The organism is Sorangiineae bacterium MSr11367 (genome assembly GCA_037157805.1).
Taxonomy (GTDB): Bacteria; Myxococcota_A; Polyangia; order Polyangiales; family Polyangiaceae; genus Pendulispora; species Pendulispora rubella.
Window position 1 is genome coordinate 12,182,879 of the sequence record CP089983.1, and the last position, 15,544, is coordinate 12,198,422.

Consider the following 15,544-nt stretch of genomic DNA (forward strand, 5'->3'; position numbering starts at 1 on the left):
CTGAAAACGATCCGCGAGTCCGCCACCATCCATCGACTTTTGCGCTAAGGGATCGCCGCCTCAGGGTGCAGCCCGCGGGCGAAGACGGCGAGCGCCTCCGCGATGCGCGGCCCGGGCCGGAGCACGCTTTCGTCGGCGATGGCCACCACGCGCCCCGACTTCACCGCGCGGAGTTCCCGCCACCCCGGCGCCTCGCGGTGGATCCGCTGCGCGCCGTGCGCTTCGGCGATGGCGGCGTTCACCACGACGTCGGGGTCGAGCGCGAAGATCTGCTCCATCCCCACGGTGGGGTACAGGCTGCCCTCGCGCACCGCGTTGGTGCCACCCGCGCGCTCGATCATCTCGTTGGCAAAGCTATGCGGCCCGGCCACCACCACCGGCTCGAGCCCGAAGACGAGGAGCACGCGCCACCGCGGTCGCCCGGCCACCGCGGCCTGCACTTCAGCTTCGCGCGCGTGCAACTTCGTCACCACCGCGCCCGCCTCCGCCGCATGCCCCGTGCGCGCGCCCAGCCCGAGCAGCAACGCGTCAATCTGCGCGAACGACTCGTTCTCCGGAAAATAGCCCTCGGTGCCGAACGCCGCCAGCCGATCCAGAAGCTGCGGCCCCGCCGGCCCCCGCCCACCGACGACCAGATCGGGCTTCAGCGCCAAGATGGCCTCGAAGTTTGGATCCGCGAAGCCTCCGACCTGCGGCAAGCTCAGAGCCTCCGCCGGAAAATCGCAATAGCGCGAGCGTCCCACCACGACGTCCTTGGCGCCGATCGCAAAGAGCGACTCGGTCGTCGACGGCGACAGTGATACGACCCGTTTGGCGATGCGCACGCCAGCCTCACCGCCCGACGCACTGGACGTACCCGACGGGCGCCGCGAGCATCCCAGCGCCAACACCAGCAGCAGCAACCAACCGGCAACGAAACGAGGCATCGGGCCATGGCTCCAGAAGGAGAGGACGGAAACGGGCACAAAGCGTGAAAGGAACTTGCCCATCGCCGCTGATCCGGGAATTTTGTCAATGGCAACCGCTCGCTCTATGATTTCGAACCGTTGACCCCGCACGAATTCGAAGAGATCTCGCTCGTCATCGACGTCATTCGGAGCGAAACCAAAGCTCCGGAGGGCTGCTTTGCGAACGCGATACGCCGGTATGTCCAAGGGCTGAACTGGCCGCCGACGTTCTACGCAAACCCCGCGTACCGCGCCGAATTGCGTGTGCTTCTGCGCGCCCTGCAACTCAAGCCGCGCGAGCGGGAGGACGTCGTTGCGCAAAGCGTTGCGCTGCTCGAGCTCATCTCGAGCCCCCACGCCGAGGCGCGCATCACCTGGCGTCAGGCCTTCACCGGCGAGGCGGGCGGCGGTGGCCTCTACCCACCGTCCGCGCCCGAAGGAAACGAGGACGAGTTCAACCGGCGCGAAAAGATCCTCTCGCGCCGCTGGGCCACGCACCATCTGCTCACCCGCGGGCGTGACGCCGGCGAAACGTCGATCGACGTCTTCCTTCAATCCGAGTTTGCCCAGGCCCTCGGTGCCCGGGTCGAAGCGTTTTACGGCAAGCCGCGCCCCAAGGACGGCTCCATCGACGAGCACGAGCCCATCTTCGCCGAGCACCGCCACTGGGCGCTCAAGCCGTCGTTCCGCCTTACCTCCCTCATCTCCATGGCGTGGGAAGAATCGTGGCACTTCAACTCGGTGACGCCGAAGCACGACAGCCGCCCGGGCGAGTTCACCTGGACGCCGCTCGACGAGGCGACCACGATTCGCTACTGCGAAAGCGCCATCATCAAGGCGCGGTACGTCTACGCCACCGGGCGGGATGCCGCGGTCGTGTACGAGCGCCTGCGCGATCTCGACGTGTTTCAGCCCTCCGAGCTCGTGGCCCTGGCCCGCGCGGAGGCGGATCCGGCCACCCGCCGGTTGCACATCTTGAAGATGGGCCTTTCGGCCACACCGCGCGGTGTGCTGGTGCGCGAGAACCGCACGCCCGAGCCCGACGTGCTCGCCTTCCTCGCCGACACGATGGGTGCACCCGAGCCGGAGTTGCGCGACGCCGCCGTGACGGCGGCCAATTTCCTCAAGTGGGATATGCTTGCGCTGGCCATGGAGGCCATCGTCGAAGGCGACGAGGTGTCCGAGCTGCGCACGCTCGCGGCGCGCACCTTGCGCGAAATCCGCCGCTACGCGAACTCCAGCGAGGGGTAGACTCACGGGCCTCCTTGAAAGGGGGTCTTCATGAACGAGCGTGCGCTGCTCTTCGTTTGGTCATCCGTGCTTCTCGCGTCCTGCGGGGGCTCGCCGCCGGAACCCGCCAAGACGACCACGAGCGCCTCGACCCCGCCGGCGTCCGCGCCTTCGCTGGCGCCGCCCGCCCGGAGTGAACCCACCTCGGGACCGGTGGCCGCGGATGTCCCTTCCGGGGCGTCCGCGCAGCGCGATGGCGTGCTCGTCTCCGATGCGGAGCGCATCGTCGCCGCGTTCACCAACGGTCAGCCAAGCCTATCCCCCGACGGAAAGAAGGTCGTCTTTCGCTCGAACCGCGACGGGCTGCCCCAGCTCTATCTGGGCGACCCTGCAAAGCCGGAGGCCCCCGCCGTTCGATTGACGAAAACCACGGAGCGCACCGTCCGAGGGACCTTCTCGGCCGACGGCAAGAGCGTGATCTTCCTCTCCGATCGCGGCGCCGACGAGAACTTCTCCATCTTTCGCATCGGGGTCGATGGCAGCGGGCTCACGGAACTCACCCCCGGTGAGTCGCTCCACCGGGATGCGCCCTTCGTTTCGGACGGGGCACCGGACACCCTCGTGTACAGCGCCCGCAAGAACGAAGAGCCGACGGTTCGTGTCTACGTCCAATCCATAAAGGGCGGGGCACCGCCCAAGTCGGTCTATACGGACAGCCTTCCCGGCGAGCTCTTGGCCGTGGATCGGACCGCGAAGCGCGCGCTGCTCAACCGCTACGTTTCCAGTTCGCAGACGACGCTTGGCCTCGTCGATTTGGTGACGGGAAAGGCCAAGACGATTTATCCCGCCGAGGGAAAATCGGCGGTCATTTGGGCCGCGGCGTTCTCCGGCGATGGAAAGACCCTGTTCGTCGCCACCGATGCCGGATCGGAGGTCGGCACCCTCCTCGCCCTCGATGCCGCATCCTTGGCGGAACGCGGCCGTTTCGTCGATGCAAGCCTCAAGACCGCGGCGATCGACGAGCTCGCGGTTCCGCGCAAAGGCGATCGCCTGGCCATTCGGCTCAATGCTGGAAATCGCTCGGTGGTCCGCATCCTCGATGCGAAAACGCTGAAGCCCGTGGCCGACGCCAAGCTTCCCCTCGGGAGCGGGGCGGGGTTGGTCGCGGGCCAGGACGGAAAGAGCTTTGCCCTGCATTGGTCGACCCCGAACCAGCCGGCGGACATCTTCGTCGTCCAGGCTCGGACGGGTGAAGCGCGAACGGCACCGAAGGAAGCGCGCCCCACCCTGGCAGGGCTCGGAGAGCTCGAGGCGACCGTGCAAACGATTCCATCGTTCGACGGCACCCCTCTTCCGCTCAATGTCTACAAGCCGAAAGGGCTCGCCGCCGGTTCCAAGAAGTATCCGGTGTTGGTCAGCGTGCACGGTGGCCCCTCGGAGTCTTCCCCGGTGCGGTGGTCCAACCAGGTGCGGTTCTACACGTCGCACGGATTCATCGTCGTGGAGCCGAACATCCGCGGCTCGACGGGTTTCGGCCGCGCGTACGAACAGGCCGATGATGGACCGAAGCGCATGGATGCCGTGAAAGACATCGAGGCGGTGGGCAAATGGGTGGTGTCCAACCCATGGGCCGATCCGGCCCGTCTCGTGCTCCTCGGCGGTAGCTACGGCGGCTACATGACCTTGATGGGCCTCGCGCACCATCCGACGTTGTGGAAGGCGGGCGTCGATCTCGTGGGCGTCTACGATTGGCGGACGCTCATGCGCACCACCAGCGGTGAAATTCGGGCGGTTTTCCAGAAGGAAATCGGCCCGGAAACCGACAGCGCCTTCCTGGCGTCGATTTCACCGTCCAGCCGGGTCGATTCCATTGCCGTTCCGCTCTTCGTCTACGCCGGCGCCAACGATCCGCGCGTGGTGCGCGCGGAGTCGGATCAGATCGTCCGCTCGCTGCGCACGCGGAAAGTGCCTGTAGAGTACATGGTTGCCGAGAACGAAGGCCACTCGCTCGACCGCAAAGAGACCATCACGTCCTTTCTCGCGCGGAGCACGCGCTTTTTGGAAGACGCGCTGAAGCTCGAGAAGCAGTAGCCCCCCGGGTAATCGCGCGTTAGCCTCGTCGCCATGATCGCTCCTCTGGTGGCGGCGTTGGCGGCGACGATTTGCAATGTGCATTGCGAGCCTCGCGACCCTGCGGTGGCGGGTGCCGATCGCGCGGCGGCGGCGGCCACGGTGTGGTCGCGCACGATCGCGCTGCACCTCTCCGATGCGGATGCCATGGGGTGGGCCAGCATCGACAACGGCGATCCTGGCGACGAAGCGTGGCTCGATCGATCCTTCGACGGCGGGCGCACGTGGGAGCCCGGGGGCAGCAAGCTCGGGGCCACGACGATCCCGTCGGGGCGGCGTGGATGGCGCACGCTCATGTACAACGTGGACGATCCGGCCGCGCGGGGCATTGGTGCGCTGCGCGCGTGCGGCAAGGCGGGCAATCGGCCCGAGATTGCATGCACACCGTGGTTTCGCACGGCGGCGAGCACGCGCGTCGAGGCGGCGGCCACGGCCCTCATGCAGCTGTACGACAACGGCACGGGCCTCTGGAAGACCACGGGCTGGTGGAACTCCGCCAATGCGTTGACCGCGATGCTCGACTATTGGACGCGCACCGGCAAGGCCTCCTATCGCTATGCCATCGCGAACACCTTCGACAAGAACCGAGGCAACGATTTTACCAACGAATACCTCGACGACACCGGCTGGTGGGGCCTGGCCTGGGTGCGCGCGTACGACCTCACCGGCGAACCGCGTTACCTCGACATGGCCAAGAAGACCGCCGAGTACATGAACACGTACCGCGATGGTACCTGCGGGGGCGGCGTCTGGTGGCGCACGGACAAATCGTACAAGAATGCCATCACCAACGAACTGTTCATCAAGCTCACCGCCGCGCTGCACAACCGCATCGCGGGCGACACCATGTACCTGCAGCGCGCCCGCGAGACGTGGCAATGGTTCCAAGCGAGCGGCATGATCAATGCGAACAACCTCGTCAACGACGGCCTCGATTCCGCGACGTGCCGCAACAACGGGCAGACGACGTGGACGTACAACCAGGGGGTCATCCTCGGCGCCCTCGTGCAATTGCACGACGCCACGGGGGACGCGTCGTTGTTGACGAAGGCCAGGCAGCTCGCCGATGCATCGAGTGCGAGCACCGCGCTCAACCCCAGCGGCATTTTGCGCGAGCCATGTGAAGGCGGCGATTGTGGCGCGGACGGGCCATCGTTCAAAGGCATCTACGTGCGCAACCTGGGCGAGCTCGATCGCGCTCTCGCGGGCCGGCCCTACCGTGTGTATTTGCAGCGGCAAGCCGATGCCGCGTTTGCGCGCAACCGCACCACGCTGGATCAGTATGGGTTGCATTGGAACGGGCCGTTCGATCACGTGGACGCGGCCCGGCAACACAGCGGCCTCGAGGCCCACGTGGCCGCGTACTAATCTCGCTAGGTCGCCATGCGCAGCTCGAAGAAGGCCACCTCGGGCTCGGAGGCCACGCGCGGGACGAGGCTCCCGCGGCCGAACCCGAGCCCGCGGCTCACATAGAGCCAGTTGCCGCGCACCTCGTACAGGCCGCGCAGGTATGGCTGGCCCAACTTGCCCGCGATCCACTGCGTCATGGCGCCAAAGTGCAGATGGCCCCCGTGGGTGTGCCCCGAGAAGCACGCGAGATTTCGCGCCTCCGGGAGATCGTCGGCGGTGCTGGGCGAATGCGCGAGCACCAGCGCCGGCTTTTCCGCTGGCGCATGCTCGAACGCGCGCCGCACGTCGTCGTGTCGGGTCACGGCATCGTCGATGCCCACGAGAACGAGCGGCTCGCCCCGCACGAGCACCGACCGCGACTCGTTGACCAACACCGTGCAGCCGATCTCCTCGAGCGCGGTGCGCACCGCGCGCGCGTCGACGAAGTGGTCGTGATTGCCCAGCACCGCGAACGCCGGCTTGGCCACGCCGGCAAGCTCCTTGGCGATGCGCGGCAGCGGATAGCGCGAGTGGGTTACGAAGTCGCCCGTCAGAAAGACGAGATCGGGCTGCGCCCGGCGCACGGCCTCCAGGGCACCCGCCACGCGTGCCCGCGGCGTCGCCGTGCCGATGTGCAGATCGGACAACTGCGCGATCCGCACCCCGTCATGCGCCGGGTGCAGCCCGTGCAGCGGCAGGACGGTGTGCGTGATCTCGAAATAGGCGGCGGAGCGAGGCCGCAGGGAAGGCATCTCGGGGTGCGACGCGGGGTTCATGTTCCCATGATTGTAGCCTCGCGCCGCAATCCGTCACGGCGCCAGCTCGAGCCGCGCTGTCTCCGGCAAAAGGCCCGCGGCCACGCCGCGGCGATAGAGCTCGCGGATGGCGTTCACCACGTCGGGCTTCATCTCGCGCGTGTCCTCGTTGGCATACATCGCGAGGTACCGGTCGAGCAGCGCCCGGTCCAGGGGAAGATCGGTGCGCTTTTCGGCGCTGAGCAAGGACGCGATCATCTCCTCGCGGTGCTCGAGGGCCCATGCGATGGAGGCGCGGCAAAGGCGCGAAACCTTGGCGATGGTTTCCTCGCCCAGCCCGCGGCGGATGGCATTGCCGCCCAGCGGCAAGGGCAGACCCCCGGTGGCCGCCGCCCAGGCCTCGCCCAGCTCGAGAACGCGGTGGAAGCCCTCGCGCTCGTAGGTGAGACGGCCCTCGTGGATCAGAAGCACGGCGTCGACGTCCCCGGAGCGCAGGGCCTCGAAGGCCTTCGCGTACGGCGCGATGGGCACCACCACCGGCTCGAACGCGGGCCCCACCAGTCGCAGCGTGAGGTAGGCCGTGGTGCGCAGTCCGGGGACGCCAATGCGCTTGCCCGCGAGGCTCTCGATGCTCCGAGGCTCGCGCGCCACCACCACGGGCCCGTACCCGCGTCCCACCGAGGCCCCGTGCGGGAGCAGGAGCCAATCGCGCGCAATGGTGGCGTAGCGCGCGATGGACACGGCGAGCACGTCGACGTCGCCGCGCTCGGCGCGTTGGTTCAGTGACTCGGTATCCTCGCGCTCGGCAACGAAGGTGAGCCCTTCGCCATCGATGCGGCCCGCGAGCAGGGCCCAGAACATGAACACGTCGTCACTGTCCGGAGAAAAGGCGAGTCGGATGGGCATGGTCGCCCTATCATGCGTACCACACCATGCGAATCGTTCGTATCATCCCGCCGTCCGCTGCGCCGGCTGCGCCGCTCCTGGCTTTGCCGGTCTTCGCCATCCTCGACGGATCCACGTTGCGCTTGCTCTCCAAGGCACCGTGGGAGGGCGGCACGCCGACCGGCGAAACCGTCCCGCATACGGACGCACTGCCGCTGCTCGCACCGGTGGTGCCGTCGAAGATCGTATGCGTCGGGCGCAACTACGCGGCCCATGCCAAGGAACTCGGCAACGAGGTGCCCAAGGCGCCGCTCCTCTTTTTCAAGCCGCCGTCCGCGCTCATTGGCCACGGCGGCACCATCGTGCTCCCGCCCGAGAGCGAACGCGTCGAGCACGAGGCCGAGGTGGGCATCGTCATCGGCCGCCGCTGCAAAGGCATCTCCCGCGAGCAAGCGCGCGAGCACATCTTCGGCGTCACCTGCGTCGGCGACATCACCGCGCGCGATCTGCAGCGCGCCGACGGTCAGTGGGCTCGCGCCAAGGGCTTCGACTCGTTCTGCCCCGCCGGCCCCTGGATCGAGACCGATCTCGACGCCAAACTCGCCGATCTGCGCATCTCCTGCACGGTGAACGGCGCCACCCGCCAAGATGGGCGCACCTCGCAAATGATCTTCCCCATCGACGAGCTGCTCGCGTACACGAGCCGCATGATGACCCTCGAGCCCGGCGATCTCCTCGTCACCGGTACCCCGGAGGGCGTCGGCCCGCTCGTCCACGGCGATCGCCTCGAGATCTCCGTCGAGGGTGTCGGCACCCTCGCGTGCGCGGTGCGGAAGTAACGCGGGCGCGCATGCCCGGCCGCTCCTGGATGCACATCGCGCTGGGCGCCGGCATCGTCATCGTGAGCGTCCTCGCCGTCGTGCTCCGCAAGAGCGACGTGCACATCGAGTGCGGCCCCGGCTTTCTCGCGAAAGCACCCCGCTGCCTCGGCTGCCCGCCGCCCTTGGTCGCGCGAGCGGGCAACGGCAGCAGCGGCTGCGATGCGCCCGACGTGCGCATCGCCGTGCCGGCCACCACGCTTCTTCTCGGGCCCTCGGACTGGGAGGCGGAAGGCCGCGTCGCCCCGCGCACCGTCGAGGTCGCAGCCTTCGCCATCGACGCCTTCGAGGCCACCGTCGCCAAGGTGGAGCATCGCGCCTCCCCCGACGGAGCCCGCGCGGCCGCCAACCTGACCCGCGACGAAGCCGCGGCGTACTGCGCCGCCCGCGGAGGGCGCCTCCCCACCGAGGACGAGTGGATGGCCGCGGCCGCCGCGAACGCGAGCACCCTGCGCCGCTACCCCTGGGGCGACACCGGAGCCGTGTGCCGCCGCGCCGCCTGGGGACTCGAACGCGGCCCCTGCGCGCACGGTGCCCTCGGACCGGACACCGTGGGCGCCCATCCCGACGGCGACACGCCCTCGGGCATCCACGATCTCGCCGGCAACGTCGCGGAATGGGTGCAGCCCGTGATGCCCACACCGGCTTCCGGCGCCAGCGCCAACAGCGGCCTGGCCGTCGCCCGCGGCGGAAGTTACCGCACCGCGCTAGCTACCGAGCTCCGCACCTGGAGCCGCATGGAAATTCCGCCCGGTTCCCGAAATCCCGACGTGGGCGTGCGATGTGCCTACGAAGGCGCATCCGGCGAGGCGAATCCGGGTTACCCTCGTCGATCCCCATGACGTGCGCCGTTCTCTCCATCGGGACCGAACTAACTCGCGGTGAACTCGTCAACTCGAACGCCGCCTGGCTCTCCGCGAGCCTCACGGACCTCGGCTTCGACGTGCCCCTCGGCGCCACCGTCGACGACGATTTGAAGCGCATCGTCCAAGAGCTCGAGCGCCTCGCGTCCTTCGCGCGGGTCATCGTCTGCACCGGAGGCCTCGGCCCGACGACGGACGACATCACCACCCAGGCCGTGGCCACCTTGCTCGGCGTGCCGCTCGTGCGGGACGAAGCCTCGCTCGAGCACATTCGCCGTCGCCTGGCGAAGTTCGGCCGCACCGTCAGCGAGACCAACTCCAAGCAGGCCGACTTCCCCGAGGGTGCAGACATTCTGCCCAACCCCATCGGCACGGCCCCCGGCTTCTCCGTGCGCATCGGCAACGCGCTCGCCTTCTTCATGCCGGGCGTTCCCCGCGAGATGAAGCAGATCTACGAGGAGCAAATCGTACCGCGTGTGCGTGCGCTCGCGCCGAACGACAGCTACCAGATCCGCCTGCGCACCTTCGGCCTCCCCGAGAGCACCGTCGGCGAGCGCCTCGCCGGTGTCGAAGAAGCCTTCCCCGGCGTGATTCTCGGCTACCGCGCGACCTTCCCGGAGATCGAGGTCAAAGTCCTCGCCCGCGGCCTCTCCACGGCCGCCGCGCGCGAACTCTGCGAGCGCGCCACTCTCGAGGTGAAGCAGCGCCTCGCCGACGTCATCTACGGCGAGGCCGACGACACCTTCGCCGGCGTCACCGGCCGCCTCCTTCGCAAAAAGGAATACACCCTCGCGGTCGCCGAATCGTGCACCGGCGGCCTCGTGGGCCACCTGCTCACGCGCGAGCCTGGGGCGAGCGATTTCCTCCTGGTCGACGTGGTCACCTACGCCAACAGCGCCAAAACGCGGTTGCTCGGCATCGACGAAGAAGTCATTCGCGGCCACGGCGCCGTGAGCAGCGAGGTCGCCTGCGCGATGGCCGAGGGCGTGAAGCGCGTCTCCGGCGCCGACGTTGCCCTTTCGCTCACCGGCATCGCGGGCCCCAGCGGCGGGTCGCCGGAAAAGCCGGTCGGCACGGTCTTCATCGCCGTGGCCGGCCCCGGCGGCGTCAAAGTCGTCGAACGGCATTTCCCGGGCGATCGCCACATGATCCAAACCTTGGCGGCGTACGTGGGATTGAACCTCATCCGCCAAGCGTGCGTCACTTCAACTTAACGCACGACGCATAGGCGCCCACGCGATCCGAGCCATCGGTGGGCGCCACCCGCAGCCGCACGTCCTTGCCCGGTCCCACGTAGATCTCGGCATACGGCTGCACCGTGCCGCCATTGCGCGTGCTCGACCATGCGCCGGTGATGCCGGTGATGTAGCAACGCCCTTTCTTGGAATTGGCCGCCGACAGCAATTGCGTATCCGACGTCGTATACACGTCTTTGGCCAAGTACGCCGGACTCCACGCGTTGCAGGTCGTCGAATAGGCCTCACCGGTGAGCGGTCCCTGGACGAGCGGTGCCATCGGCTGCACGTGCTCCTGCGCCAAGAGTGCGTTGGTGCCCGATTCGTAGACGCGAAGGAAATCCGGTTTCACCGTCGTCGCGATGTTCGTCTGGGCGACGTTGCCGATGAACCCGGACAAGATGTTGAGGTATTGTCCGGCCGGCGCAATCGTCGCGCTCTGCGTGTAATGCGTTCCATCGGAATCATTGAGCTTCGACGTCTGCATCGAGCAAGCATCGGGATTGGGAATCGCCTGAATCTCGTTGAAGCGCGAGCACTCCAACGTACCGCCCGGTGCCGCCTTGCCCGGTGCCGGCGAGTTGTCGGAGAAGTACCGCGTCTTCCACGCACCGTCGGCGGCGTACACGCGCAAAAAGCTTCCGCGGTAATCGGTGCCGCCAATGGGAATCGAGTTGTCGCTCTTTTGCCAGAACGGCCCGTGCATCGTGCGCCAATAGCAAAAGGCCAGCGGACACTCGCCCGGCGTCGAGCACTCGGAAACAGTCTCTTCCTCGTCCACGCGTCCGTCGTGCGGATCGGATTGCGTGGCGCCATTGATGATGACCCGCTTCGGCCCCCCGCGGCAGGTATCACCCTGCCCATATTGGGCAATCTTGCACTTCGAAGGAGGCTGCGGGGCCCGCGGGTTGTTTCCATATTCCGCAATCGCCTGGGCACACTCCGCCACGTCGAGGGCTTCACCCTCCACGGACGCGTTGTACGTGGTTTGGCCGGGCTTCATCCAAATGGGGGAATCGGCGGAGTGCGCATTCTTGTGCGTCTGCGTGGCCGCCGTCGCAATCGGTCCGAGCGCGATGGACGTGCCCCGCGTCGTGGAGAAGGCGCCGTCGAGGGCGGAGAGGCCCATGCGATGGCACACGCCCGTGCACCCGGCCCCGGCACCCGTAGACTTGATCTCGTACACCTTCCACGATTGGAAATCGGCGCCGACGAAGTTGTATGGATTGGTCTTGTTCCAACCCAGGTCGTGCGATCCCGGGAGCACGTTGCCTTTGTTGACCGCATCCGGAATGTCGATGAGCTGTGAAATGTACGGCGAGCGAATGAAAGGCCCATTGTCGTGGCAACGCACGCAGTTGTCGCTCGCCGTTCCCGCGGGCGTCTTCCAAGGGAAGTTCTCGCCCCCATTTCCTTTCTTGGGCGCGGTCACCTTGGCCGGCAGATCTCCCAGCGCCTGATAGAAGCAGGTATTACCATTTTGCTTGTTGTACTGAATGACCGCGATATCGCCGTAATCCGCTCCGAGCCCTTTCTTGCGGCAGTGGGCCACGACCATGTGCGTCCCGTCGTTCTTCAATACTTGAAAGCGACTGCCGGGATCGCATTCGTGGTTGAGCACATTGGGACGGTCGCAATCCTGATCGGGGTAGCTGCCGCCGCTCAGGTGCGTCTCGGGCACTTCGGAGCCATCGTCGCAATCGAAGTCGGGGACGGTGGCGCCGATGGCCGTGTCGCATTTCTTGGAGAATTCCTCCAGCGTATCGTGACGGCCGACATCGCACTCCGCCTCCGGGTCGTTCGGATCGAGGGGATCGATCGCCTGCTCCGTGCTGCCCACCGTCTCGTCCACGGTGGTGGGCGCCGACGAACACGCCGCCAACCATGCCGCCGCGCCCACGACGCTCAACCCAATGCAACTGGCCCTTCGCATGAACGAAACGATGCCCACGCCCGCCCGTCACCGGCAGTCGCTCAAATGAAGGACGAGCGCTACTACGGTGCAGGTGTCGAGGCGCTCAACTCCGTGAGCCACTTTTGGACCACGGCGCAGTCGGACGTCTCCTTGGACGCACCGGCCTGCGTGGTCTCCGTGGGGCCCACCACCACGAGGAGGTCGCGTCCCTTGCGCGCCAGTCCCAGCGGGCCGAGCCCCTTGCGCGCGATGCACGCCGTTTGACCGGGCCCCTTCTTCGCGGGTCCCACCTTCGCTTCGATCGGCGGAAGCAACGCGGTGTACGCGCGCTCCGCGTAGGCGGCGGGGTTCTTCCCCGGCCCGCGGTCGTAGCGAATGCGCCACCCGAAGGCGAACTCGTTGTTCCCCTTTTGCAAGAGCACGCCCTTGTCGCCGCCCCAATGGGCCGCCACCACCGCGGCCTTTTCCGGCTCCATCCATTCGGCGAAGGTGATGCGGATCCCCAGCTCGCCGTACACGTCGTTCTCTTTTTCGGTCCACCCGGCGCCCAGCGCATTGCGCGTCGGCACCCCGACGTCGATGGCCGGCTCGTGCGACTCGTACTTGTCCAGGTGCAGAATCTGCTCGCTGGTCAGCGGCGGCTTTTCCCAGGCGCGGTTGACCGCCTCCCAGCCACCCTTGCGCCGCAGCGCATGCACGAACAGGGTCCCATCCAGGTACGGCGCAATCAGCGACGCGCGCATCACATGCGGCGCCGACGACCCCGGCCCCTTGTCCATGCTCTGCGCGATCGTCGCCGAGAACAGCTCTTCCGGCATGTCCAGCGCCGTCCGCCCCGTCTCCGAGATGATCACGTCCAGCATCGCGCTGGTCGCGTCGCCCTCGGCCAGTGCGGAGCGCGCGGCCGATTCGTCGCCGTGGCCCGGCTTGTACTTGCTGCGCGTGCCCAGGTCCCAGTTTTGATCCTGCAGCGCGTGCACCAACTCATGCGCGAGCGTGGCCTGCGCATTCTCCTCGTCGAGATCGGCCGCCATGTACATCGTCCGATCCGCCGGCTCGTAGTAGCCCGCCAGCTGCGCCTCCAGCAGGCCGAACGTCTCCGCCTCGTAATCGAAGGCCATGGGGATGAACCCCAAAAGCTGCAGCACCAGCCCCTCGTCCCGGATGGCCGCCGGCGGGATTTCGCGCGCCACGTGCTCCTTCACCCGGGCCAGCAGCTTTTCGCGGGCCAAGGTGCGCCCCGGCACCTCCTTCTTCGCCTCGATCCCGCGCACCCCGCTCACCTTCTTCAGCATGCGCGCAATGAGCCGTTGCTGCTTGGCGGCTTCCTCCGGTGACACATCGTTCCCCGGTGCGGGTGCGGCGGTCGGTGCCGCCGGCGCCGTGGACACCGGGACCACCGCCACGGGTTGCGGTGCGGGTTTGGAGCTGCCGCACCCCGCAAGCCCCCCCACGCCCGCGGCCCCCAACGACGAAAACAAGAAGACGGACAAGAACGTTCGGCCGCGCATGGAGCGTGTCATCACTCGGATCACCTTTGGATCAAACGAGCCCTTTTTGAGCTTCGGTCAAAATAGCCGAAATGGCGCGTTCGTAGGGCGGATGCGTGAAAATAGCGTTTCCGGCGACCAACGCCCGGGCCCCCGCGCGCACGGCACGCTCCGCCGTTTCGGGCGAAATCCCGCCGTCGATCTCCAAATCGATCGCCCGCCCGCTTTGGTCGATCATCTTGCGGATGGCCGTCAGTTTGGGCAGCGTCGATTCGATGAACGACTGCCCTCCGAATCCCGGGTTGACGCTCATCACCAGCACCAGGTCGACCAGGTCCATCACGTAGCGAAGGGTCTCTTCGCTGGTGGACGGGTTGAGGACCACCCCGGCGCGCAGCCCGAGATGTCGAATGCGCTCCAGCGTGCGATGCAAGTGCGTGCAAGCCTCCACGTGCACCGTCAGACCATCGGCCCCGGCCTCGGCGAAGGCATCGATGTATTTTTCCGGCTCGACGATCATCAGGTGGGTATCGAGCCTCAGCTTGGTGACCTTGCGCACCGCCTTCACCACCGGCGGGCCAATGGTGATGTTCGGGACGAACCGACCGTCCATGACGTCCACGTGGATCCAGTCCGCACCCGCGGCCTCGACGGTGCGAACCTCCTCCGCAAGGCGGCCGAAATCGGCGGACAATATCGAGGGGGCGATGATGATGCGATCCTTGTCGGGCTTCATGATTTCCTTGCTCGAAAACGAATTCGGGAAGACTCTATCTACTACCGAGAACCTACGCGTCCCATGGAAACCCGCCGCATTACCAAAGCCGACTTCGATCACATCGTCGAAGTGATTGACCGCTGGTGGGGAGGGCCCATCCACGCGCAGGTCCACCCAATGTTCTTTTACGAGCTCGGCGATCACGCCCTCATCGTGGAAGAAGGGGGCCTCATCATCGGGTTTCTGCTCGGGTTCGTCGCCCGGGCCGAGGTCGACCGAGCGTTCCCGGCGAGCCCCGGTGCCGGCCTCGGGGTGAGGACGGGCTATGTCCACCTCGTTGGCATCCACCCGGAGTACCGGCGCCGCGGTGTGGGCCGGCTTCTGTACAAAGACTTCGTCAAGGAGTGCATCGCCGCCGGCTGCACGCGCATGAAGGCCATCACCACCACCGGCAATGAGGGGTCGATCCGCTTTCACGTTGCCCTTGGCTGGCAGGCCACCGAGATGGATCACTACGCCGGCTACAAGCGAAAGCGCCTGGTGTTCACGAGGGATCTCACGCAGGACGTCCCGGCGGCGCCGCAAGCTGGATCGGGGTCGGAGAACGGCCATGAGTGAGTCCGAGGTCACGCCGGCCCGCCTGCGCGAAATCGGCCTCTTCGGCGCGCTCTCCGACGAGGTGATCGCCCACCTGGCCGTCGCGCTCAAGCCGCACAAGGTTCCGCCCGGCGAAACCATCTTCCGCGAGGGCGATCCGGCCCGCGAGATGTACGTCGTGCTCGACGGGGAAATCGAGGTGCTCAAGCGAAGTCGCCGCGGCCGCGATTTGCGCGTGGCCATCCTCGGCCCGAACGACACCTTCGGCGAGATGTCCCTCATCGACGTGCAGGCGCGCTCCGCCACAGTCCGCGCCGTCGCCCACACGCGCCTGCTGCGCATGAGCAGCGAAGACCTCGACTGGCTTTACCGCCACGATCTGAAGTCGTACGCGATCATCACGTTGAACATCGCGCGCGATCTGTCCCGCCGACTTCGCGTCGCCGACGGCATCCTGGCGGACTTCGCCGCCAGCGTTCTCGACGAATACGTCATCGGCGATCGCAAGTAGA

14 protein-coding genes are annotated in these 15,544 nt (G+C 67.0%); 8 read left to right on the top strand and 6 right to left on the bottom strand.

Annotated features, from left to right (window positions below; genetic code table 11):
* Positions 1-44: 44 nt before the first annotated feature.
* The gene (locus tag LVJ94_47230) at positions 45-926 is read right to left on the bottom strand and encodes a helical backbone metal receptor (protein ID WXB04484.1); all 882 of its coding nucleotides are present in this window, start codon (positions 924-926) and stop codon (positions 45-47) included.
* 120 nt (positions 927-1,046) lie between these two features.
* Between LVJ94_47230 and LVJ94_47235 the strand changes: the two genes are divergently transcribed.
* From LVJ94_47235 to LVJ94_47245, 3 genes are read left to right on the top strand one after another with little or no spacing between them, the layout of a single operon-like run.
* Positions 1,047-2,198, top strand: coding sequence for a hypothetical protein (locus tag LVJ94_47235; protein WXB04485.1), 1,152 nt, complete (start codon positions 1,047-1,049; stop codon positions 2,196-2,198).
* 30 nt (positions 2,199-2,228) lie between these two features.
* A complete protein-coding gene (locus tag LVJ94_47240) occupies positions 2,229-4,268 on the top strand; it encodes a prolyl oligopeptidase family serine peptidase (GenBank protein WXB04486.1) in 2,040 nt (679 codons plus the stop codon).
* 33 nt (positions 4,269-4,301) lie between these two features.
* Complete coding sequence (locus tag LVJ94_47245) at positions 4,302-5,675, top strand: glycoside hydrolase family 76 protein (protein ID WXB04487.1); 1,374 nt, start codon at positions 4,302-4,304, stop codon at positions 5,673-5,675.
* Between the two features lie 5 nt (positions 5,676-5,680).
* On the opposite strand, the gene LVJ94_47250 is transcribed toward LVJ94_47245, so the two are convergent.
* Positions 5,681-6,472: a metallophosphoesterase gene (locus LVJ94_47250; GenBank protein WXB04488.1), complete on the bottom strand. Its 792-nt coding sequence runs from the start codon at positions 6,470-6,472 to the stop codon at positions 5,681-5,683.
* 33 nt (positions 6,473-6,505) lie between these two features.
* Positions 6,506-7,357: a hypothetical protein gene (locus LVJ94_47255; GenBank protein WXB04489.1), complete on the bottom strand. Its 852-nt coding sequence runs from the start codon at positions 7,355-7,357 to the stop codon at positions 6,506-6,508.
* A gap of 26 nt (positions 7,358-7,383) precedes the next feature.
* Here LVJ94_47255 and LVJ94_47260 point away from each other — a divergent pair, with 26 nt between their 5' ends.
* Genes LVJ94_47260 through LVJ94_47270 form a run of 3 tightly spaced genes read left to right on the top strand, consistent with a single transcriptional unit; the run spans position 7,384 to position 10,291 of the window.
* Positions 7,384-8,175, top strand: a complete 792-nt coding sequence (locus LVJ94_47260) for a fumarylacetoacetate hydrolase family protein (GenBank protein ID WXB04490.1) — start codon at positions 7,384-7,386, stop codon at positions 8,173-8,175.
* Between the two features lie 11 nt (positions 8,176-8,186).
* Positions 8,187-9,056 carry a formylglycine-generating enzyme family protein gene (locus tag LVJ94_47265; protein WXB04491.1) on the top strand — a complete coding sequence of 290 codons (870 nt, stop codon included), beginning with the start codon at positions 8,187-8,189 and terminating at the stop codon, positions 9,054-9,056.
* Positions 9,053-10,291 (top strand): competence/damage-inducible protein A, encoded by a 1,239-nt coding sequence (locus LVJ94_47270; protein ID WXB04492.1) that lies wholly within the window; start codon positions 9,053-9,055, stop codon positions 10,289-10,291. The genes LVJ94_47265 and LVJ94_47270 overlap by 4 nt, the downstream gene beginning before the upstream one ends.
* Here the strand turns inward: LVJ94_47270 and LVJ94_47275 are convergent.
* The 3 genes from LVJ94_47275 to rpe all read right to left on the bottom strand — a co-directional run bounded on the left by LVJ94_47275 (position 10,278) and on the right by rpe (position 14,453).
* Positions 10,278-12,245: a hypothetical protein gene (locus LVJ94_47275; GenBank protein ID WXB04493.1), complete on the bottom strand. Its 1,968-nt coding sequence runs from the start codon at positions 12,243-12,245 to the stop codon at positions 10,278-10,280. The two genes, LVJ94_47270 and LVJ94_47275, sit on opposite strands and share 14 nt — an antisense overlap.
* A gap of 62 nt (positions 12,246-12,307) precedes the next feature.
* Complete coding sequence (locus LVJ94_47280) at positions 12,308-13,753, bottom strand: hypothetical protein (protein ID WXB04494.1); 1,446 nt, start codon at positions 13,751-13,753, stop codon at positions 12,308-12,310.
* A gap of 16 nt (positions 13,754-13,769) precedes the next feature.
* Positions 13,770-14,453 carry a ribulose-phosphate 3-epimerase gene (gene rpe / locus LVJ94_47285; GenBank protein ID WXB04495.1) on the bottom strand — a complete coding sequence of 228 codons (684 nt, stop codon included), beginning with the start codon at positions 14,451-14,453 and terminating at the stop codon, positions 13,770-13,772.
* A 63-nt stretch (positions 14,454-14,516) separates the two neighbouring features.
* Here rpe and LVJ94_47290 point away from each other — a divergent pair, with 63 nt between their 5' ends.
* Together LVJ94_47290 and LVJ94_47295 are read left to right on the top strand one after the other, a co-directional pair.
* The gene (locus LVJ94_47290; GenBank protein ID WXB04496.1) at positions 14,517-15,053 is read left to right on the top strand and encodes a GNAT family N-acetyltransferase; all 537 of its coding nucleotides are present in this window, start codon (positions 14,517-14,519) and stop codon (positions 15,051-15,053) included.
* The gene (locus tag LVJ94_47295; GenBank protein WXB04497.1) at positions 15,046-15,543 is read left to right on the top strand and encodes a cyclic nucleotide-binding domain-containing protein; all 498 of its coding nucleotides are present in this window, start codon (positions 15,046-15,048) and stop codon (positions 15,541-15,543) included. The genes LVJ94_47290 and LVJ94_47295 overlap by 8 nt, the downstream gene beginning before the upstream one ends.
* Position 15,544: the final 1 nt, after the last annotated feature.

Bases quoted from the DNA above. Each gene is read 5' to 3' on its own strand.
- LVJ94_47230 (WXB04484.1), bottom strand. From the start codon at position 926: ATGCCTCGTTTCGTTGCCGGTTGGTTGCTGCTGCTGGTGTTGGCGCTG.
- LVJ94_47240 (WXB04486.1), top strand. From the start codon at position 2,229: ATGAACGAGCGTGCGCTGCTCTTCGTTTGGTCATCCGTGCTTCTCGCG.
- LVJ94_47245 (WXB04487.1), top strand. From the start codon at position 4,302: ATGATCGCTCCTCTGGTGGCGGCGTTGGCGGCGACGATTTGCAATGTG.
- LVJ94_47250 (WXB04488.1), bottom strand. From the start codon at position 6,472: ATGAACCCCGCGTCGCACCCCGAGATGCCTTCCCTGCGGCCTCGCTCC.
- LVJ94_47255 (WXB04489.1), bottom strand. From the start codon at position 7,357: ATGCCCATCCGACTCGCCTTTTCTCCGGACAGTGACGACGTGTTCATG.
- LVJ94_47260 (WXB04490.1), top strand. From the start codon at position 7,384: ATGCGAATCGTTCGTATCATCCCGCCGTCCGCTGCGCCGGCTGCGCCG.
- LVJ94_47265 (WXB04491.1), top strand. From the start codon at position 8,187: ATGCCCGGCCGCTCCTGGATGCACATCGCGCTGGGCGCCGGCATCGTC.
- LVJ94_47270 (WXB04492.1), top strand. From the start codon at position 9,053: ATGACGTGCGCCGTTCTCTCCATCGGGACCGAACTAACTCGCGGTGAA.
- LVJ94_47275 (WXB04493.1), bottom strand. From the start codon at position 12,245: ATGCGAAGGGCCAGTTGCATTGGGTTGAGCGTCGTGGGCGCGGCGGCA.
- rpe (WXB04495.1), bottom strand. From the start codon at position 14,453: ATGAAGCCCGACAAGGATCGCATCATCATCGCCCCCTCGATATTGTCC.
- LVJ94_47290 (WXB04496.1), top strand. From the start codon at position 14,517: ATGGAAACCCGCCGCATTACCAAAGCCGACTTCGATCACATCGTCGAA.
- LVJ94_47295 (WXB04497.1), top strand. From the start codon at position 15,046: ATGAGTGAGTCCGAGGTCACGCCGGCCCGCCTGCGCGAAATCGGCCTC.